This window comes from Mycobacterium kyorinense (assembly GCF_002101735.1).
In the GTDB taxonomy this organism is placed as follows: domain Bacteria; phylum Actinomycetota; class Actinomycetes; order Mycobacteriales; family Mycobacteriaceae; genus Mycobacterium; species Mycobacterium kyorinense.
Genome location: NZ_LQPE01000021.1, coordinates 1 through 14,705, shown reverse-complemented (window position 1 = coordinate 14,705; position 14,705 = coordinate 1). Strand labels below are relative to the sequence as shown.

General features: G+C 66.9%; 15 protein-coding genes and 3 pseudogenes. 13 read left to right on the top strand and 5 right to left on the bottom strand.

Translation table 11 applies throughout. The features are described 5' to 3' along the window. Positions 1-147: 147 nt before the first annotated feature. The 7 genes and pseudogenes from AWC14_RS29430 to era all read left to right on the top strand — a co-directional run. Positions 148-852, top strand: a pseudogene (locus tag AWC14_RS29430) (PhoH family protein); the annotation flags it as partial. After that, positions 841-1,617: pseudogene (locus tag AWC14_RS30065) on the top strand (PhoH family protein); the annotation flags it as partial. The pseudogenes AWC14_RS29430 and AWC14_RS30065, both read left to right, overlap by 12 nt. Positions 1,618-1,929: 312 nt before the next feature. Continuing rightward, positions 1,930-2,268 (top strand): annotated as a pseudogene (locus AWC14_RS29420) (PhoH family protein); the annotation flags it as partial. Between the two features lie 59 nt (positions 2,269-2,327). Next, a complete protein-coding gene (gene ybeY / locus AWC14_RS04265; RefSeq protein WP_045379160.1) occupies positions 2,328-2,864 on the top strand; it encodes an rRNA maturation RNase YbeY in 537 nt (178 codons plus the stop codon). Further along, positions 2,861-4,159: a hemolysin family protein gene (locus AWC14_RS04260; RefSeq protein ID WP_045379072.1), complete on the top strand. Its 1,299-nt coding sequence runs from the start codon at positions 2,861-2,863 to the stop codon at positions 4,157-4,159. Before ybeY ends, AWC14_RS04260 begins: the two co-directional genes overlap by 4 nt. A 49-nt stretch (positions 4,160-4,208) precedes the next feature. Beyond that, complete coding sequence (locus tag AWC14_RS04255; RefSeq protein WP_235215912.1) at positions 4,209-4,472, top strand: cytidine deaminase; 264 nt, start codon at positions 4,209-4,211, stop codon at positions 4,470-4,472. A 75-nt stretch (positions 4,473-4,547) separates the two neighbouring features. Then, on the top strand, positions 4,548-5,444 hold the full coding sequence (gene era / locus AWC14_RS04250; protein WP_045379066.1) for a GTPase Era: 897 nt from the start codon (positions 4,548-4,550) through the stop codon (positions 5,442-5,444). A 4-nt stretch (positions 5,445-5,448) separates the two neighbouring features. Here the strand turns inward: era and AWC14_RS04245 are convergent, their stop codons facing one another. Both AWC14_RS04245 and AWC14_RS04240 read right to left on the bottom strand, forming a co-directional pair. After that, complete coding sequence (locus AWC14_RS04245; RefSeq protein ID WP_081968151.1) at positions 5,449-5,874, bottom strand: LGFP repeat-containing protein; 426 nt, start codon at positions 5,872-5,874, stop codon at positions 5,449-5,451. A 41-nt stretch (positions 5,875-5,915) separates the two neighbouring features. Then, entirely contained in the window at positions 5,916-6,959 is a 1,044-nt protein-coding gene (locus AWC14_RS04240; RefSeq protein ID WP_045379060.1) for an oxygenase MpaB family protein, read from the bottom strand. A gap of 64 nt (positions 6,960-7,023) precedes the next feature. Between AWC14_RS04240 and AWC14_RS04235 the strand changes: the two genes are divergently transcribed. Then, complete coding sequence (locus tag AWC14_RS04235) at positions 7,024-7,668, top strand: TetR/AcrR family transcriptional regulator (RefSeq protein ID WP_045379056.1); 645 nt, start codon at positions 7,024-7,026, stop codon at positions 7,666-7,668. A gap of 3 nt (positions 7,669-7,671) precedes the next feature. On the opposite strand, the gene AWC14_RS04230 is transcribed toward AWC14_RS04235, so the two are convergent. Continuing rightward, the gene (locus AWC14_RS04230; protein ID WP_428838940.1) at positions 7,672-9,129 is read right to left on the bottom strand and encodes an amidase; all 1,458 of its coding nucleotides are present in this window, start codon (positions 9,127-9,129) and stop codon (positions 7,672-7,674) included. Positions 9,130-9,191: 62 nt separating this feature from the next. On the opposite strand from AWC14_RS04230, the gene recO reads away from it, so the two are divergent. Genes recO through AWC14_RS04215 form a run of 3 tightly spaced genes read left to right on the top strand, consistent with a single transcriptional unit; the run spans position 9,192 to position 11,264 of the window. Next, the gene (recO, locus tag AWC14_RS04225) at positions 9,192-10,007 is read left to right on the top strand and encodes a DNA repair protein RecO (protein ID WP_045379051.1); all 816 of its coding nucleotides are present in this window, start codon (positions 9,192-9,194) and stop codon (positions 10,005-10,007) included. Beyond that, entirely contained in the window at positions 9,982-10,863 is an 882-nt protein-coding gene (locus AWC14_RS04220; protein ID WP_045379048.1) for a decaprenyl diphosphate synthase, read from the top strand. Before recO ends, AWC14_RS04220 begins: the two co-directional genes overlap by 26 nt. Then, the gene (locus tag AWC14_RS04215) at positions 10,863-11,264 is read left to right on the top strand and encodes a hypothetical protein (protein ID WP_045379045.1); all 402 of its coding nucleotides are present in this window, start codon (positions 10,863-10,865) and stop codon (positions 11,262-11,264) included. The genes AWC14_RS04220 and AWC14_RS04215 overlap by 1 nt, the downstream gene beginning before the upstream one ends. Positions 11,265-11,346: 82 nt before the next feature. Here the strand turns inward: AWC14_RS04215 and AWC14_RS04210 are convergent, their stop codons facing one another. Together AWC14_RS04210 and AWC14_RS04205 are read right to left on the bottom strand one after the other, a co-directional pair. Further along, positions 11,347-11,739, bottom strand: a complete 393-nt coding sequence (locus AWC14_RS04210; protein ID WP_045379042.1) for a Fur family transcriptional regulator — start codon at positions 11,737-11,739, stop codon at positions 11,347-11,349. Beyond that, positions 11,736-12,113 (bottom strand): ArsR/SmtB family transcription factor, encoded by a 378-nt coding sequence (locus tag AWC14_RS04205; protein WP_045379039.1) that lies wholly within the window; start codon positions 12,111-12,113, stop codon positions 11,736-11,738. The genes AWC14_RS04210 and AWC14_RS04205 overlap by 4 nt, the downstream gene beginning before the upstream one ends. Before the next feature lie 97 nt (positions 12,114-12,210). Between AWC14_RS04205 and AWC14_RS04200 the strand changes: the two genes are divergently transcribed. Continuing rightward, positions 12,211-13,602: a glycine--tRNA ligase gene (locus AWC14_RS04200; RefSeq protein ID WP_045379036.1), complete on the top strand. Its 1,392-nt coding sequence runs from the start codon at positions 12,211-12,213 to the stop codon at positions 13,600-13,602. Positions 13,603-13,739: 137 nt separating this feature from the next. Continuing rightward, on the top strand, positions 13,740-14,630 hold the full coding sequence (locus AWC14_RS04195; protein ID WP_045379033.1) for a DUF559 domain-containing protein: 891 nt from the start codon (positions 13,740-13,742) through the stop codon (positions 14,628-14,630). The last annotated feature ends 75 nt before the right edge of the window (positions 14,631-14,705 follow it).

Below are 14,705 nucleotides of genomic sequence, written 5' to 3'. Positions count from 1 at the left end.
CCGCAATTGGTACCCGTTTCGGTACCAATGAGCTCAACCCGGGTCGCTGGTTACCTCGGACGAGGACCGCCCTGCCGGTGGTCAGCGGTAAACTGAACTACCGAGCGTCGTCACCCGACAACCCAGAAAGCAGGCATTAGAAACCACGTGACGCCCCGCGAGACCAACGCCGCTGACCCCTCCTCGTCCCAGGTTCGCAGCAGCATCGATGTTCCGCCCGACCTCGTCGTGGGCCTGCTCGGTTCGGCTGACGAAAATTTGCGCGCACTCGAACGGATCCTCGCTGCCGACCTGCATGTGCGCGGCAACGCCGTCACCCTGGCCGGTGAGCCGGCCGACGTCGCACTCGGCGAGCGGGTGATCTCGGAGCTGGTGACAATCGTCGCCACCGGCCACGCCCTGACACCGGAGGCGGTGCGCCACAGCGTTGCGATGCTGGTCGGCACCGGTAACGAGTCGCCGGCCGAGGTGCTCACCCTCGACATCCTTTCGCGCCGCGGCAAGACGATTCGGCCCAAGACGCTCAACCAGAAGCGCTACGTCGACGCGATCGACGCCAACACCATTGTCTTCGGGATCGGCCCGGCCGGCACCGGTAAGACGTATCTGGCAATGGCCAAGGCCGTCAACGCGTTACAGACCAAACAGGTCACCCGGATCATCCTGACCCGGCCGGCGGTGGAAGCCGGTGAGCGCCTTGGGTTTTTGCCGGGCACTCTGAGCGAGAAGATCGACCCGTATCTGCGGCCGCTCTATGACGCGCTCTACGACATGATGGATCCCGAGCTGATCCCAAAGTTGATGAGCGCCGGGGTAATTGAGGTCGCGCCGCTGGCGTACATGCGCGGTCGGGCGCAGCCGGTATCTACCAAAGTGTTGACCCCCAGTGGTTTCCGGAGGATCGGCGATCTGCAGGTCGGGGATTTCGTGATCGGCTCGGACGGCCGGCCCACCGAAGTTCTCGGCGTTTATCCGCAAGGCTTCAAGGAGATCTACCGGGTCTGCACCCAGGACGGGTCATCGACCCTGGCGTCAGGTGACCACCTCTGGTCGGTGTACACGCGGGAGGATCGGAGTCGCGGAAAGCCGCCGCGTGTGCTGGAGACCAAGGAGATGATCGGCAATCTCCGCGCGGCGCACTATCATCGCTACGAGCTGCCGCTGCTGAGCGAGCCGGTGACTTTCGCTGCGCGGCGAGTGCCGCTCGACCCGTATGCGCTCGGGTTGCTGTTGGGCGATGGGTGCGTTACCTGCTCGACGACACCTTCGTTTGCGACGAACGATCCCGAGCTCGCCGCTGCACTGGAACATCTCATCCCCGGCATCGAGGTGCGCCGGAAGTCCGCGGTCGACTATGTGCTGAACCGGGTCACCCGCCGCGGTGAGGTCATCACGATCGAAAACCCGGTGAACGGCGCCATGCGCCGCCTGGGATTGGCAGGCGCGCGATCAAACACAAAGTTCATTCCCGAGGACTACCTGTTCAATTCGCGCGATGTGCGACTTGCTGTTCTGCAAGGGCTCCTGGACTCCGACGGCGGCCCAGTTACTCAGCATGGGCGGACATGCCGCATTCAATTCACCACGGTCTCGAATAGGCTGCGCGACGACGTGGTGTTTCTGGTCCAGTCGCTCGGTGGTGTGGTCTACCAGCGCACCAGGCCCGCCGAAGGGCGAAAGCCCGGACTGGCACGCGGCCGCGACGTCCATCACCGGTCCGACGCGCACACCCTCGACATCCGACTGCCCGCGGGCGTCGTCCCATTCCGGCTCGCCCGCAAGGCCGCCAAATACGACGCGACCGGCGGCGGCCGGCCGATGCGTTTCGTCGACCGCATCGAGCCCGCAGGAACCGAGGAGGCCGTGTGTATTCGGGTCGCAGCGGCCGACTCGCTCTACGTCACCGAAGATTTCCTGCTTACCCACAACACCCTCAACGACGCTTTCATCATTCTCGACGAGGCGCAGAACACCACGGCCGAGCAGATGAAGATGTTTCTCACCCGCCTCGGATTCGGCTCCAAAGTCGTTGTCACCGGTGACGTTACGCAGATCGACCTTCCCGGCGGCGCGCGCTCTGGTCTGCGCGTCGCGGCCGACATCCTCGAGGGCATCGACGACATCCACCTCGCGGAGCTGACCAGCGCCGACGTCGTACGGCATCGTCTGGTGTCCGAAATCGTGGATGCCTACGCCAAATACGAAGAGCCGGGCCTGACGATGAACCGGGCGGCGCGGCGCGCGTCGGGCGTCCGGCACCGCCGGTGAGAATGCCATGAGCCGCGCCGGCGACGATGCAGAGCGAAGCGATGAGGAGGAGCGGCGCCATTAGCATCGAGGTATCCAACGAATCGGGCGTTGACATCTCCGAGACCGAACTGATCAGCGTCGCCCGGTTCGTGCTGGCCAAGATGGATGTCAACCCGGCGGCCGAGCTGTCGATGATGCTGCTCGACACCGCGGCGATGGCCGATCTGCACATGCGCTGGATGGACCTGCCCGGCCCGACCGACGTGATGAGTTTTCCGATGGACGAACTCGAGCCGGGTGGGCGGCCCGATGCGCCCGAGCCGGGGCCGGCCATGTTGGGCGACATCGTGCTGTGTCCGGAATTCGCTGCCGAACAGGCCGCTGCGGCGGGGCATTCGCTGGGCCACGAACTGGCGCTGCTGACCATCCACGGCGTGCTGCACCTACTGGGGTACGACCACGGCGAGCCGGACGAGGAAAAGGAAATGTTCGCCCTGCAACAGCGACTGCTCGAGGAGTGGGTCGCCGATCAGGTCGAGGCCTACCACCTGGACCGCCAGAGCGAAAAAGACCGCCGGTTGCTGGACAAGTCAAGGTATTTCGACGAACCGTGAACGTGTTTGCTCCGCTGCTCGGGGCGATCGTATTGATAGGCGTGGGCGGGCTTTTCGCGGCGATCGACGCCGCGGTCAGCACGGTGTCGATGGCCCGGGTCCAAGAACTGGTACGCGATGGGCGGCCCGGGGCGGTGCGGCTGGCCAAGCTGATGGCGGACCGGCCGCGCTACATCAACCTCGTGGTATTGCTCCGGATCACCTGCGAAATCACGGCCACGGTGTTGCTGGTGGTGTTTCTGCGGGCAAGCCTCAACCTGGAGTGGGGGCGAATCGCCGCCGCCGCGATCATGGTCGTCATCAGCTTCGTCGTGATCGGCGTCGGCCCGCGCACCCTGGGCCGCCAAAACGCGTACTCCATCGCATTGGCGGCAGCCTTTCCGTTGCAGGCGATCTCGTGGCTGCTGATGCCCATCAGCCGGCTGCTGGTGGTCCTCGGTAACGCTCTGACCCCGGGCCGCGGCTTTCGCAACGGGCCGTTCGCGTCCGAGATCGAGCTGCGCGAGGTTGTCGATTTGGCCCAGCAACGCGGTGTGGTTGCCGCCGACGAGCGACGAATGATCCAGTCGGTCTTCGAACTCGGCGACACGCCGGCTCGCGAGGTCATGGTGCCGCGTACCGAGATGATCTGGATCGAAAGCGACAAGTCGGCCGGCCAGGCGACCTCGCTGGCCGTGCGCAGCGGGCATTCCCGCATCCCGGTGATCGGCGAGAACGTCGACGACGTCGTCGGCGTGGTGTACCTGAAAGACCTTGTCCAGCAGACGTATTACTCGACCAACGGGGGACGAGACACCACAGTGGCGCAAGTCATGCGGCCGGCGGTGTTCGTGCCGGACTCCAAACCGCTCGACGCGCTGCTGCGCGAAATGCAGCGCGACCGCAACCACATGGCGCTGTTGGTCGACGAGTACGGGGCGATCGCCGGATTGGTGACCATCGAGGACGTGCTGGAAGAGATCGTCGGCGAGATCGCCGACGAATACGACCAGGCCGAGACGGCCCCGATAGAAGACTTGGGCGACAACCGGTTTCGGGTATCGGCCCGGCTGCCGATCGAAGACGTCGGCGAGTTGTACGGCGTCGAATTCGACGACGGCCTCGACGTCGACACGGTCGGTGGACTGCTGGCACTGGAGCTGGGCCGCGTCCCGCTGCCCGGCGCCGAAGTGGTATCACATGGATTGCGGTTGCGTGCGGAAGGTGGCCCCGACCATCGGGGCCGGGTCCGAGTCGGCACGGTCCTGCTGAGCCGCGTCGACTCCAACGGACAGGAGGCCAACGGTGACGGCTGAGCCGCTCGACGCCGAAGACGCGAAACTGGTGGTGCTGGCCCGATCCGCGATGGCCCGCGCGGAGGCCGGCAGCGGCGCAGCGGTGCGGGACCCCGACGGCCGCACCTACGCCGCTGCCCCGGTGAACCTCTCGGCGCTACAGCTGACCGCGCTGCAGACAGCGGTGGCCGCGGCGGTGTCCAGCGGCGCCGGCGGTCTGGAGGCCGCCGTCCTGGTGGCCGGGTCGGCCGACGACGCCGGCATCGCCGCCGTCCGGGAGCTCTCCCCGACGGCGGCGATCATCGTCACCGACCGCGACGGTAACCCGTCGTGAGCGCGCCGAGCGTGAACCCATTGCGAAAAATCGCGCAAAAAGTCGCAACAGCTTCACGTTCGGCGGGTGCTGGTTATGGCTGAATTCCATTCGGGCTTCGTCTGTTTCGTCGGCCGGCCGAATACCGGCAAGTCGACGCTGACCAATGCCCTCGTCGGCGCCAAGGTTGCGATCACCTCGAATCGCCCGCAGACCACCCGGCACACGATTCGCGGCATCGTGCATCAGGAGAACTTCCAGATCATTGTGGTCGACACACCGGGGCTGCACCGACCGCGCACCCTGCTGGGCAAGCGGCTCAACGACCTGGTTCGCGACACCTACTCCCAGGTCGACGCCATCGGGTTGTGCATTCCTGCCGACGAGGCGATCGGCCCGGGGGACCGGTGGATCGTGGAGCAGATCCGCTCCATCGCGCCCAAAACCACGCTGGTTGTCGTCGTCACCAAGATCGACAAGGTCTCCAAGGACAAGCTGGCCGCTCAACTCGCGGCGGTCGGCGACCTCGTGGACCGGGCCGAAGTCGTGCCGGTATCCGCGGTCACCGGTGAGCAGATCGACGTGCTGATCGACGTGCTGGCCGCCGCATTGCCGCCCGGGCCGGCGTTCTACCCCGACGGCGAGCTGACCGATGAGCCGGAAGAGGTTCTGATGGCCGAGTTCATCCGCGAGGCGGCCCTGGAAGGCGTGCGTGACGAGTTGCCGCATTCGCTGGCCGTGGTGATCGACGAGGTCGAACCGCGGGAAGGCCGCGACGACCTGATCGACGTGCACGCGGTGCTGTATGTCGAACGCGACAGCCAGAAGGGCATCGTGATCGGCAAGGGCGGCGAGAGACTGCGACACGTCGGCACCGTCGCACGCAGCCAGATCGAGAAGTTGCTCGGCACCAAGGTCTATCTCGACCTGCGTGTCAAGGTCGCCAAGAACTGGCAGCGCGATCCCAAACAGCTTGGCCGACTGGGGTTTTGACGCCCTAGCGGGTCACGATCTGCGGCTGGCCGCCGGTGTCGGTGATGGTGCCGTGTTCGAAGTCCGCGACCGACCCGCCGGGGATCGGCCGTGGATCACTCACCGGGTAGCCCAGCGGCCCGTCGGGGCCCCCGGCACTTTCCCACGCGGCGCGGATGGCGCCCGACAGGACATGCGCCCCGCTGCGCGGCGACCAGTAGATCACCCCGGTCTGAAACTTGCTGTACTGGCCGCCGTTTGGCGCCGGAAGCTCATTGGAGATCGGCGTGCCCAGCGGCCCACTCGGCCCACCGGCGTCGGCGTACTTGCGCAGAATTTCGCCCTGCACAACGTATTGCCCGCTGGGAGTGGGGATTCGGCTGGTCGACACCGGTGTTCCGGACTCGGCCAGACTCGACGGGTCGATACTGTTGCAGCCGGCAGCCGCCATTGCAACCGCCATGCACGCCAGGACTTTTCGACAGCGAGCCATCAACCGATCGACCCCAGAATCGCCTGTGACTCGATCAGTCCGTCGTCGCTGGGCGCGCTGCCTTCGGCGAACACCCGCCGATACTGCTTGTCCCGCAACCCCCGATGGGCCTCGGCGGGCTTGTCGTAGCCGTAGCGGGCGCGCGCCTCGGCCGGGGAGACCACCACCGGGTTAAGCGGCGGTACACCAAGCAGCACCGGAGCGACCACCGGCACCGTCGCCGGCGACAAAAGCCGCAGCACCCACAGCCGCACCGCGGGCGGGCTGGCGTTAAGTGCCGCAAAAGCGATGCGCAGCATCGGGACGACGGCGACGTCGGCAACTCGGGGCTGTTTCAGGCCGCCCATCGCGCGCATCCAGTGCGGCATCGTGGCCATCACGCCGGCCTGCAGAGTGCGGTTGATGACCCAGGTGACCGGCGCGAGGTAGCGCGGCAGCGGCGAGATCAGCGCGGCGCCGTTGATCAAGTGCTTCATCGCCTGGCGGGCGATCGGCGAACCGGACAGTTGCGGACGCATCCGCTCGAAGTAGGCCCGGATGCCCTCCCGGCTGCGCGGCACGTCGGCCGGATCGCAGGTCTGCAGTTCTGCGGCAAGCGCGCATTCCTGCCAGTACCGGGCCTCCTCCTCGGCGGAGAGCTTGCCCGGTCCGTACTTCTCGTAGGCGTAGAGAATCGAGTGCCACGCGGTCAGGTGGATCCACAGCTGGGACTGCGGATCGTTCGCGTCGTAGCGCTGCCCGCTGTACGGCTCGGTGCCGATCGCTTTGGAGTGGACCTTGACCAGCACGTCGGCGGCCTGCGAGGTGGAGCGCGAGTCGCTGAACGCCACCATCGCGAAGTAACGCAACGTGCGGTCGTAGCGGGTCCGCGGCCGGTTATAGATGTCGTGGGTGTGGTCGACGGACGCGACCAGCGCCGGGTCGAGTTCCTCGATCACCACCGCACGGATGAACCCGACCGTCAGCGACGTCGGGTAGCTCCACACTTTCCAGGTAACCGAGTCCGGACCGAAGAAGCCGTAGTCCTCGGCGGGTTGAGCCATGCGTGTTTGTCCTTCCCCTGGCCAAGTTAACGGCCATTCCTACAGTACTGTAGCATTATCTGTCATGGGCGACGCAACCGTTTCTCGGCCGGCATTTCACCGGCCTCGTGCGGCCCATCTGGGTCCGCAGCGGCGCCGCCCGCAGGTCCTGGATGCCGCCAAAGAGATTGCGCTGCAAGGCGGTTTTCCGGCTGTGACCATCGGTGCGGTCGCCGAGCGTCTCGGCGTGACGCGTCCGGTGGTCTACGCGTGCTTCCCGGACCGCGTCGAACTGATCAAGGCGCTGCTGGCGCGCGAGGAGCAGAAGCTGCTGGGCGGGATGTTGGCCGCCTATCCCACGCCGGGCGGCTACGCGAGCACCCAGGACGCATACGTCGGCGGTATGAAGGCGTGGATGCGCACGGTCGCCGACCAGCCCGACACCTGGCGCACGCTGTTCTGCTGCAACCCCGGCCCCGATGTCGCGGAGCTGTTCGCGCGTGGCCGCCGCAGAGCGGCCGAGCAATTCGCCGAGCTGGTCAAGCCCGACCTGCACCGCTGGGGAACCGAGGACATCGAGCGCAAGCTGCCTGTCCTCGTCGAGTTGTTTGTCTCGATGGGCGAAGCCGGCGTGCGCAGCCTGCTCGCCTCGGACAACACGTACACCCCCGACGAACTCGGCGAGCTGGTGGGACGCGCCGCCTATCGGGCAATCCGGGAACTGGCCTAGGAGTCAGGTCCGCCCCGTCGACACCGGCGGCGTGTCGGTACCGGTGTTCCACCACACCTCCGGCTGCTTGGCGGCCCAGCCGCCGACCGCTTCCAGTTCGGCGGCCAGCGACACGAGCAGCGGCTCGCTGTTCGCCGGCCCCATCAGTTGCACGCCGATCGGCAGCCCGTCGGAGGTGAATCCCGCGGGGATGTTGATCGACGGCCAGCCCAGCAGATTCCACGGCCAGGTCACCGGGCACGCCGCGATCATGACCCGGTCGGTCTGCAGACCGCTCAGCCCGTCGAATGCGTGCACGGGAGGCGGGGGTTGCGCCGTGGTCGGCGCCAGCACGACGTCGACGAAACGAAAGATCGACCCCACTCGGCGTTGGTCGGCCGCTTCGTGTGCCCGGGCGGAACGCAGGATCCACTGCGACAACAGCCGGCCCATCCGCATGTTGGCCAGGGTGCGTTGATCCCACTCGACGCCATCACCGAGCCGCTCGGCCCAGTCCAGCAGTCCGGAGGTGGACCGCGACAGGAAGTTCCACGATAACCGCAGTCCGTAATCCGGGTTGCCGACGATCACGGTGTGGCCGAGCAGCCGCAGTTGATCGGCCACCGATTGCACCGCGGCGCGGATCTCGGGATGCAGCTTCGCCCGAAAACCCGTGAACGGGAAGTGGGTTGACATCGCGATCCGCAGCTCGCCGGGTGCGGTGCCCACGTGGTCGGACACCCGCACCGGCGGTGGTTTGTGCAGATCACCCTCGGCGTTGCCGGAGACGGCGTCGAGCACCAGCGCCGCGTCTTCGACCGTGCGGGCCAGCACACCGTTGACCGTGATGCCGTTGAACGCCTCCGGCAGCGGCCAAGTCGAGATGCGGCCGCGCTGCGGCTTGATGCCCACCAGATGCGTCCACGCCGCCGGGATGCGGACACTGCCGGCGCCGTCGGAGCCGATCGCGGCGGCAACCAGGCCGGCGGCCACCGCGGCCGCGCTGCCGCCGGACGACCCGCCCGGCGTGTGCTTGCGTGACCACGGGTTGCGGGTGTGCCCGAAGCCGGGGCCGCTGGTGAACGGCCATTGGCCGAGCTCGCAGGTGTTGGTCTTGCCGACGATCACCGCGCCGGCCACCTTGAGCCGGCGCACCACCTCGGAGTCGGCGGCGGCGGGCGGCACAAACCCTGACGTGCCGAACGCGGTGGGCACCCCGGCCACGTCGACGTCGTCCTTGACCGCGATCGGCACTCCCAGCAGCGGTGCCTGCTCGCCGGCGGCGCGGCGACGGTCGGCCTGGGCAGCATCTGCCAGCGCCGACTCGGTGAGCACCACCCGGAAGGCGTTCAGCGTGGACTGGCTGAGGTCGATGGCGTGCAGCGAGCGGCGGACCAGTTCGTCGGAGGTCACCTCGCCGTTGGCCAGCTGGTAGAGCTGCTCGGTCAGGGTGGGAAAGCGGCGGTTAACGGCGTTACTCATCGGTATCGACATTATCGGCGCGTGGTCCCGGTGATGTCTCGGCGCGATGACAGACTGGTGTGATGCGGCTTTACCGGGACCGGGCGGTGGTGCTGCGCCAGCACAAGCTCGGCGAGGCCGACCGGATCGTCACCCTGCTCACCCGCGACCACGGGTTGGTTCGCGCGGTGGCCAAAGGGGTGCGTCGTACCCGCAGCAAGTTCGGCGCGCGACTGGAGCCGTTCGCTCACATCGACGTGCAACTGCACCCGGGCCGCAACCTCGACATCGTCACCCAGGTCGTCTCCCTGGACGCGTTCGCCACCGACATCGTCAGCGACTACGGCCGTTACACCTGCGCCTGCGCGATGCTGGAGACCGCCGAACGCCTGGCCGGCGAGGAACGGGCACCGGCCCCGGCGCTGCACCGGCTGACCGTCGGGGCGTTGCGGGCGGTGGCCGACGGACGACGACCTCGCGAGCTGGTGCTGGACGCCTACCTGCTCCGGGCCATGGGGATCGCGGGATGGGCGCCGGCGCTGACCGAATGCGCCCGCTGCGCCACCCCCGGCCCGCATCGGGCGTTTCACGTCGCCGCCGGCGGCAGCGTCTGCGGGTATTGCCGCCCGGCCGGTTCCACCACGCCGCCGGTGGGTGTGCTGGAGCTGATGTCCGCGCTGCGCGACGGCGACTGGGAGGCGGCGGAGGCCGCGCCGCAAGCGCACCGCAGCCAGGTCAGCGGATTGGTGGCCGCGCATCTGCAGTGGCATTTAGAGCGGCGGCTGCGAACATTGCCACTGGTGGAGCGGGTCTACCGGGTTGACCGAACGGTCGTCGACCGCCGGATCTCGCTGGTCGGGAAGAATACGGCCCATGGTGCGGAATCAGAAGCCGGCTGACTTCCCGCAACTGCCCCCGGCTCCCGACGACTATCCGACCTTCCCCGACACCTCCACCTGGCCCGTCGTCTTCCCGGACCTGCCTCCGTCGCCTGACGGCGGCCCGTGCCGCCCGCCGCAGCACACGTCGAAAGCCGCCGCGCCGCGGATTCCGGCCGACCAGTTGCCCCTTCACGTGGCCATCGTGATGGACGGCAACGGGCGCTGGGCCACGGCGCGCGGACTGCCGCGTGTCGAAGGCCACAAAATGGGGGAGGCGGTGGTCATCGACGTTGTCTGCGGCGCAATCGAAATGGGCATCAAGTGGCTCAGCCTGTACGCGTTCTCCACCGAGAACTGGAAGCGTTCGGCCGAGGAGGTCCGCTTCCTGATGGGGTTCAACCGCGACGTGGTGCGACGCCGGCGGGTGAACCTCAAGGCGATGGGCGTCAAGATCCGGTGGGTCGGTTCGCGACCGCGGTTGTGGCGCAGCGTCATCAACGAATTGGCCATCGCGGAGGAGATGACCCGCGACAACGACGTCATCACCGTCAACTACTGCGTCAACTACGGTGGTCGCACCGAAATCACCGAGGCAGCAAGGGAAATCGCGCGCGAAGCGGCTGCGGGCAAGTTGAACCCGGAGCGGATCACCGAGGCGACGGTCGCCCGTCACATGCAGCGCCCCGACATTCCCGATGTCGACCTGCTGCTGCGGACCTCCGGTGAAAAGCGCTCCAGCAATTTCATGTTGTGGCAGGCGGCCTACGCGGAGTACATATTTCAGGACAAATTGTGGCCCGATTATGACCGGCGCGATCTGTGGGCGGCCTGCGAGGAATACGCGTCGCGGCATCGTCGCTTCGGGAGCGCGTGATGCCGGAAGGGCCTGAGTTGCAGGAACGGCTGACCGCGGTGCTCGGCGAGATCTTGCCCGTCGACCAAGAATCCGACGGCGGGCTGACCATCCGCCACGACGGCACCTATGCGTCGTTGCGTGTGGTGGGCATCGTGGAGGGTCTCGACCTGATCTCGCTCACCCAGGTCCTGGCGTGGGATCTGGTGTTGGCCAAGAAGATTCGCGATCGGGTGGCCGACGCGGCGCACAACACGCTGTTGGGCTCGGTGGCGCTGGTGGAGAAGGAGTCCGGTAAGTCCGCCGATGTGATGCTGCGCTACAACTTTCCGGGTAACGGGCTGACCGACGAGGCGCTACGCACCTTGATTCTGATGGTGCTGGAGCGGGGCGCCGAGATCCGCCGCGCGCTAACCGCTTAACCCCTATCCGCGAGCGTGCGTGTCCCAGCTCGACACGCCGCTTGAATTTCCGGGTTTGCGCACGCTCGCGATCACTACCGCCTTATTTTCGGCACTCCGAACAGGTGCCGAAGATCTCGATGGTGTGGCTGACATCGGCAAAGCCGTGTTCGGCCGCGACCTGCTCGGCCCACGTCTCGACCTCGTGGCCGCCGATCTCGACTGTGGACCCGCAGCTGCGGCACACCAGGTGGTGGTGATGGTCTTCGGAGCACAGCCGGTACACGGACTCGCCGGTGTCGGTGCGCAGCGTGTCGAGCAGTCCCGCCGCCGACATCGACTGCAGCGTGCGGTACACGGTGGTCAGGCCGATGTTCTCGCCGCGGCGACGCAACTCGTCGTGCAACTCTTGGGCCGAGCGGAAGTCGTCGAGCGTCTCCAGCAGCGTCGAGATGGCGGCGCGCTGCCGGGTGGCGCGCACGCTGGGTCGAGTCACAGGTTGTCCTCGCCGGCGTGCGCCACAGCGTCGATGACGATGTGCGCGAGGTGGTGATCGGCCAGCCGGTAGAGCACTTCACGGCCGGACCGCTCCCCGGCCACCACGCCCGCCGCCTTGAGGATCTTCAAGTGCTGGCTGACCAGCGGCTGCGGCACGCCCAGCGCGTCGACCAGCTCGTGCACGCAGCGCTGCGATTCGCGCAGCTGCAGCACGATAGCGATCCGAACCGGCGCGGCGAGCGCCCGCAACAGCTCCCCGGCGGCGTCGAGAATCTCCCGCGGAGGTGGCGGCGGGAACGCGGCCGATCCGCCGTGCTCATGGCTTTCGACGAGCTCGTCGCCGTCGGCCGCCGCTGACGTGGTGGGGGACATGTTGGTTCCACTGTCACATGCGTAATGACGCATGTCAAAGACTTCCGGGGAGATCGCTACGATGGCGATGCCCACCGCCCCTCATCCGCAGACAGGAGTGCACCACCTCGTGGCGTCCGTCATCGACACCGTCGTCAATCTGGCCAAGCGGCGGGGGCTGGTCTATCCGTCCGGGGAGATCTACGGCGGGACCAAATCGGCGTGGGACTACGGGCCGTTGGGGGTGGAACTCAAGGAGAATATCAAACGGCAGTGGTGGAAATCGGTCGTGACGGGCCGAGACGATGTCGTGGGCCTGGATTCCTCGATCATCCTGCCCCGCGAGGTGTGGGTCGCCTCCGGGCATGTCGAGGTGTTCCACGACCCGCTGGTCGAGTCGCTGATCACCCACAAGCGCTACCGCGCCGACCACCTCATCGAGGCATACGAGCAAAAGCACGGACATCCGCCGCCCAACGGCCTGGCCGACATCCGCGACCCGGAGACCGGTGAGCCCGGCCAGTGGACCGAGCCGCGCGAATTCAACATGATGCTCAAGACGTACCTCGGCCCGATCGAAACCGAAGAGGGGCTGCACTATCTGCGGCCGGAGACCGCGCAGGGCATCTTCGTCAACTTCGCCAACGTGGTGACGACGGCGCGTAAGAAGCCGCCGTTCGGAATCGGGCAGATCGGCAAGAGCTTTCGCAACGAGATCACACCCGGCAACTTCATCTTCCGCACCCGCGAGTTCGAGCAGATGGAAATGGAGTTCTTCGTCGAGCCGTCGACCGCGCCGGAGTGGCACCAGTATTGGATCGACACCCGGCTGCAGTGGTACGTCGACCTGGGCATCAACCCGGAGAACCTGCGGCTGTGGGAGCACCCGAAGGACAAGCTGTCGCACTACTCCGACCGCACGGTCGACATCGAGTACAAGTTCGGCTTCGCCGGCAATCCGTGGGGCGAGCTGGAGGGCGTGGCCAACCGCACCGACTTCGACTTGTCCACGCATTCAAAGCATTCCGGTGTCGACCTGTCGTTCTACGACCAGGCCAGCGACACCCGGTACGTGCCCTATGTGATCGAGCCGGCGGCGGGTCTGACGCGCTCGTTCATGGCGTTTCTGATCGACGCCTACAGCGAGGACGAGGCGCCCAACGCCAAGGGAGGGATGGACAAGCGGACGGTGTTGCGGCTCGACCCGCGGCTGGCGCCGGTCAAAGTCGCGGTGCTGCCGCTGTCCCGGCACGCCGATCTGAGTCCCAAGGCACGCGACCTGGCCGCCGAGTTGCGGCAATGCTGGAATGTCGAGTTCGACGACGCCGGCGCGATCGGGCGACGCTATCGGCGTCAGGACGAGATCGGCACGCCGTTCTGTGTGACGATCGATTTCGACACGCTCGACGATCAGGCCGTGACAGTGCGCGAGCGCGACGCGATGACCCAGGAGCGGGTGGCGATCGACGCCGTCGCCGACCACCTGGCCAAGCGCCTGAAGGGCTGCTGAGAGCTACTCCCCGGCGCGCCTTTTGCGCGAGCGTGCGCGTCCCCGAACGACACGCCGAGCAAATCACGTAGATTCCGCACGCTCGCCATCCACAGGCCTGGCTACCGCGGCTGCCGACGAGGCTGCACGATTCGGCAATGAGCGACGCCCTCGATGCCCTCCTGTCGAACCAAGGCGGAGTAGCGACTACTGCCCAATTGCTGCGGCACCTCGGCCGCGCCGGGTTCGAAAGGCGCGTCGCCCGCGGCGAGCTCACCTGCGTGTGGACGGGCGTCTACACGCGGGAAGAACCCGACGTCCTGATTCGCTTGAGCGGCCTGGACCTGCGGGCCGGTGAAAAAGTCGCGATCTGTCTCGGAACAGCCGCCGCCGCTTACGGATTCGACACCGAGGACAACGTCGACCTCCATGTTCTCAACCCCGTCGGCCATCAGCTACGCAGCTCCGACGGCCTGTTCGTCCACCGCCGCGAGGGAGCTCCGCTGAGCATGGTCGACGGGAGACCGGCCACCGAACCGGGTTGGACCGCAGTAGAAGTCGCGCGCAGCCTGCGTCGGCCCCGTGCGCTGGCAACACTCGATGCCGCCCTGCGCAGCGGAACCTGCGATGGACGACAGCTGCGCGCCGCGGCTGCCCGTCAGGCCGGACGACGCGGAATCGTGAAAGTGCGCGAGCTGATCCCACTGGCCGCTCCTGAACCGGAATCGCCGATGGAAAGCGAAGCGCGGCTGGTGATGCTCGACGGCGGGCTGCCCGTGCCGGTGCTGCAATACGAGATCGTCGACCGCAACTGGCAGAGGTGGCGGGTCGACTTCGCCTGGCCCGACCAGCGGGTGGCAGTCGAGTATGACGGGTTCGACTGGCACAGCGGCCCCGAAGACCTGCGCCGCGACCGGCAAAAGCGTGCCGCGCTTCAAGAGGTTGGTTGGTCGGTGCTGTCGGTTGTGGCCGACGATGTACGGCGTCGGTCCTGGGAGATGGTGCACCGGATCGGCTGGGAGCTAACGGCGCGGTCTCGAGCGGCGTGAGCGTGTTGCTCCTATGTCAAGCGGCCGTGTTTTGCGGTGATTGATGGCTGGTTTTGTGGTCGGCTCGTAGGCGGC

Excerpts from the sequence above, each read along its gene's own strand:
- AWC14_RS04255 (WP_235215912.1), top strand. The coding sequence starts at position 4,209 with ATGGCCCGCGCGGAGGCCGGCAGCGGCGCAGCGGTGCGGGACCCCGAC.
- era (WP_045379066.1), top strand. The coding sequence starts at position 4,548 with ATGGCTGAATTCCATTCGGGCTTCGTCTGTTTCGTCGGCCGGCCGAAT.
- AWC14_RS04245 (WP_081968151.1), bottom strand. The coding sequence starts at position 5,874 with ATGGCGGCTGCCGGCTGCAACAGTATCGACCCGTCGAGTCTGGCCGAG.
- AWC14_RS04240 (WP_045379060.1), bottom strand. The coding sequence starts at position 6,959 with ATGGCTCAACCCGCCGAGGACTACGGCTTCTTCGGTCCGGACTCGGTT.
- AWC14_RS04235 (WP_045379056.1), top strand. The coding sequence starts at position 7,024 with ATGGGCGACGCAACCGTTTCTCGGCCGGCATTTCACCGGCCTCGTGCG.
- AWC14_RS04230 (WP_428838940.1), bottom strand. The coding sequence starts at position 9,129 with ATGAGTAACGCCGTTAACCGCCGCTTTCCCACCCTGACCGAGCAGCTC.
- recO (WP_045379051.1), top strand. The coding sequence starts at position 9,192 with ATGCGGCTTTACCGGGACCGGGCGGTGGTGCTGCGCCAGCACAAGCTC.
- AWC14_RS04220 (WP_045379048.1), top strand. The coding sequence starts at position 9,982 with ATGGTGCGGAATCAGAAGCCGGCTGACTTCCCGCAACTGCCCCCGGCT.
- AWC14_RS04215 (WP_045379045.1), top strand. The coding sequence starts at position 10,863 with ATGCCGGAAGGGCCTGAGTTGCAGGAACGGCTGACCGCGGTGCTCGGC.
- AWC14_RS04205 (WP_045379039.1), bottom strand. The coding sequence starts at position 12,113 with ATGTCCCCCACCACGTCAGCGGCGGCCGACGGCGACGAGCTCGTCGAA.
- AWC14_RS04195 (WP_045379033.1), top strand. The coding sequence starts at position 13,740 with ATGAGCGACGCCCTCGATGCCCTCCTGTCGAACCAAGGCGGAGTAGCG.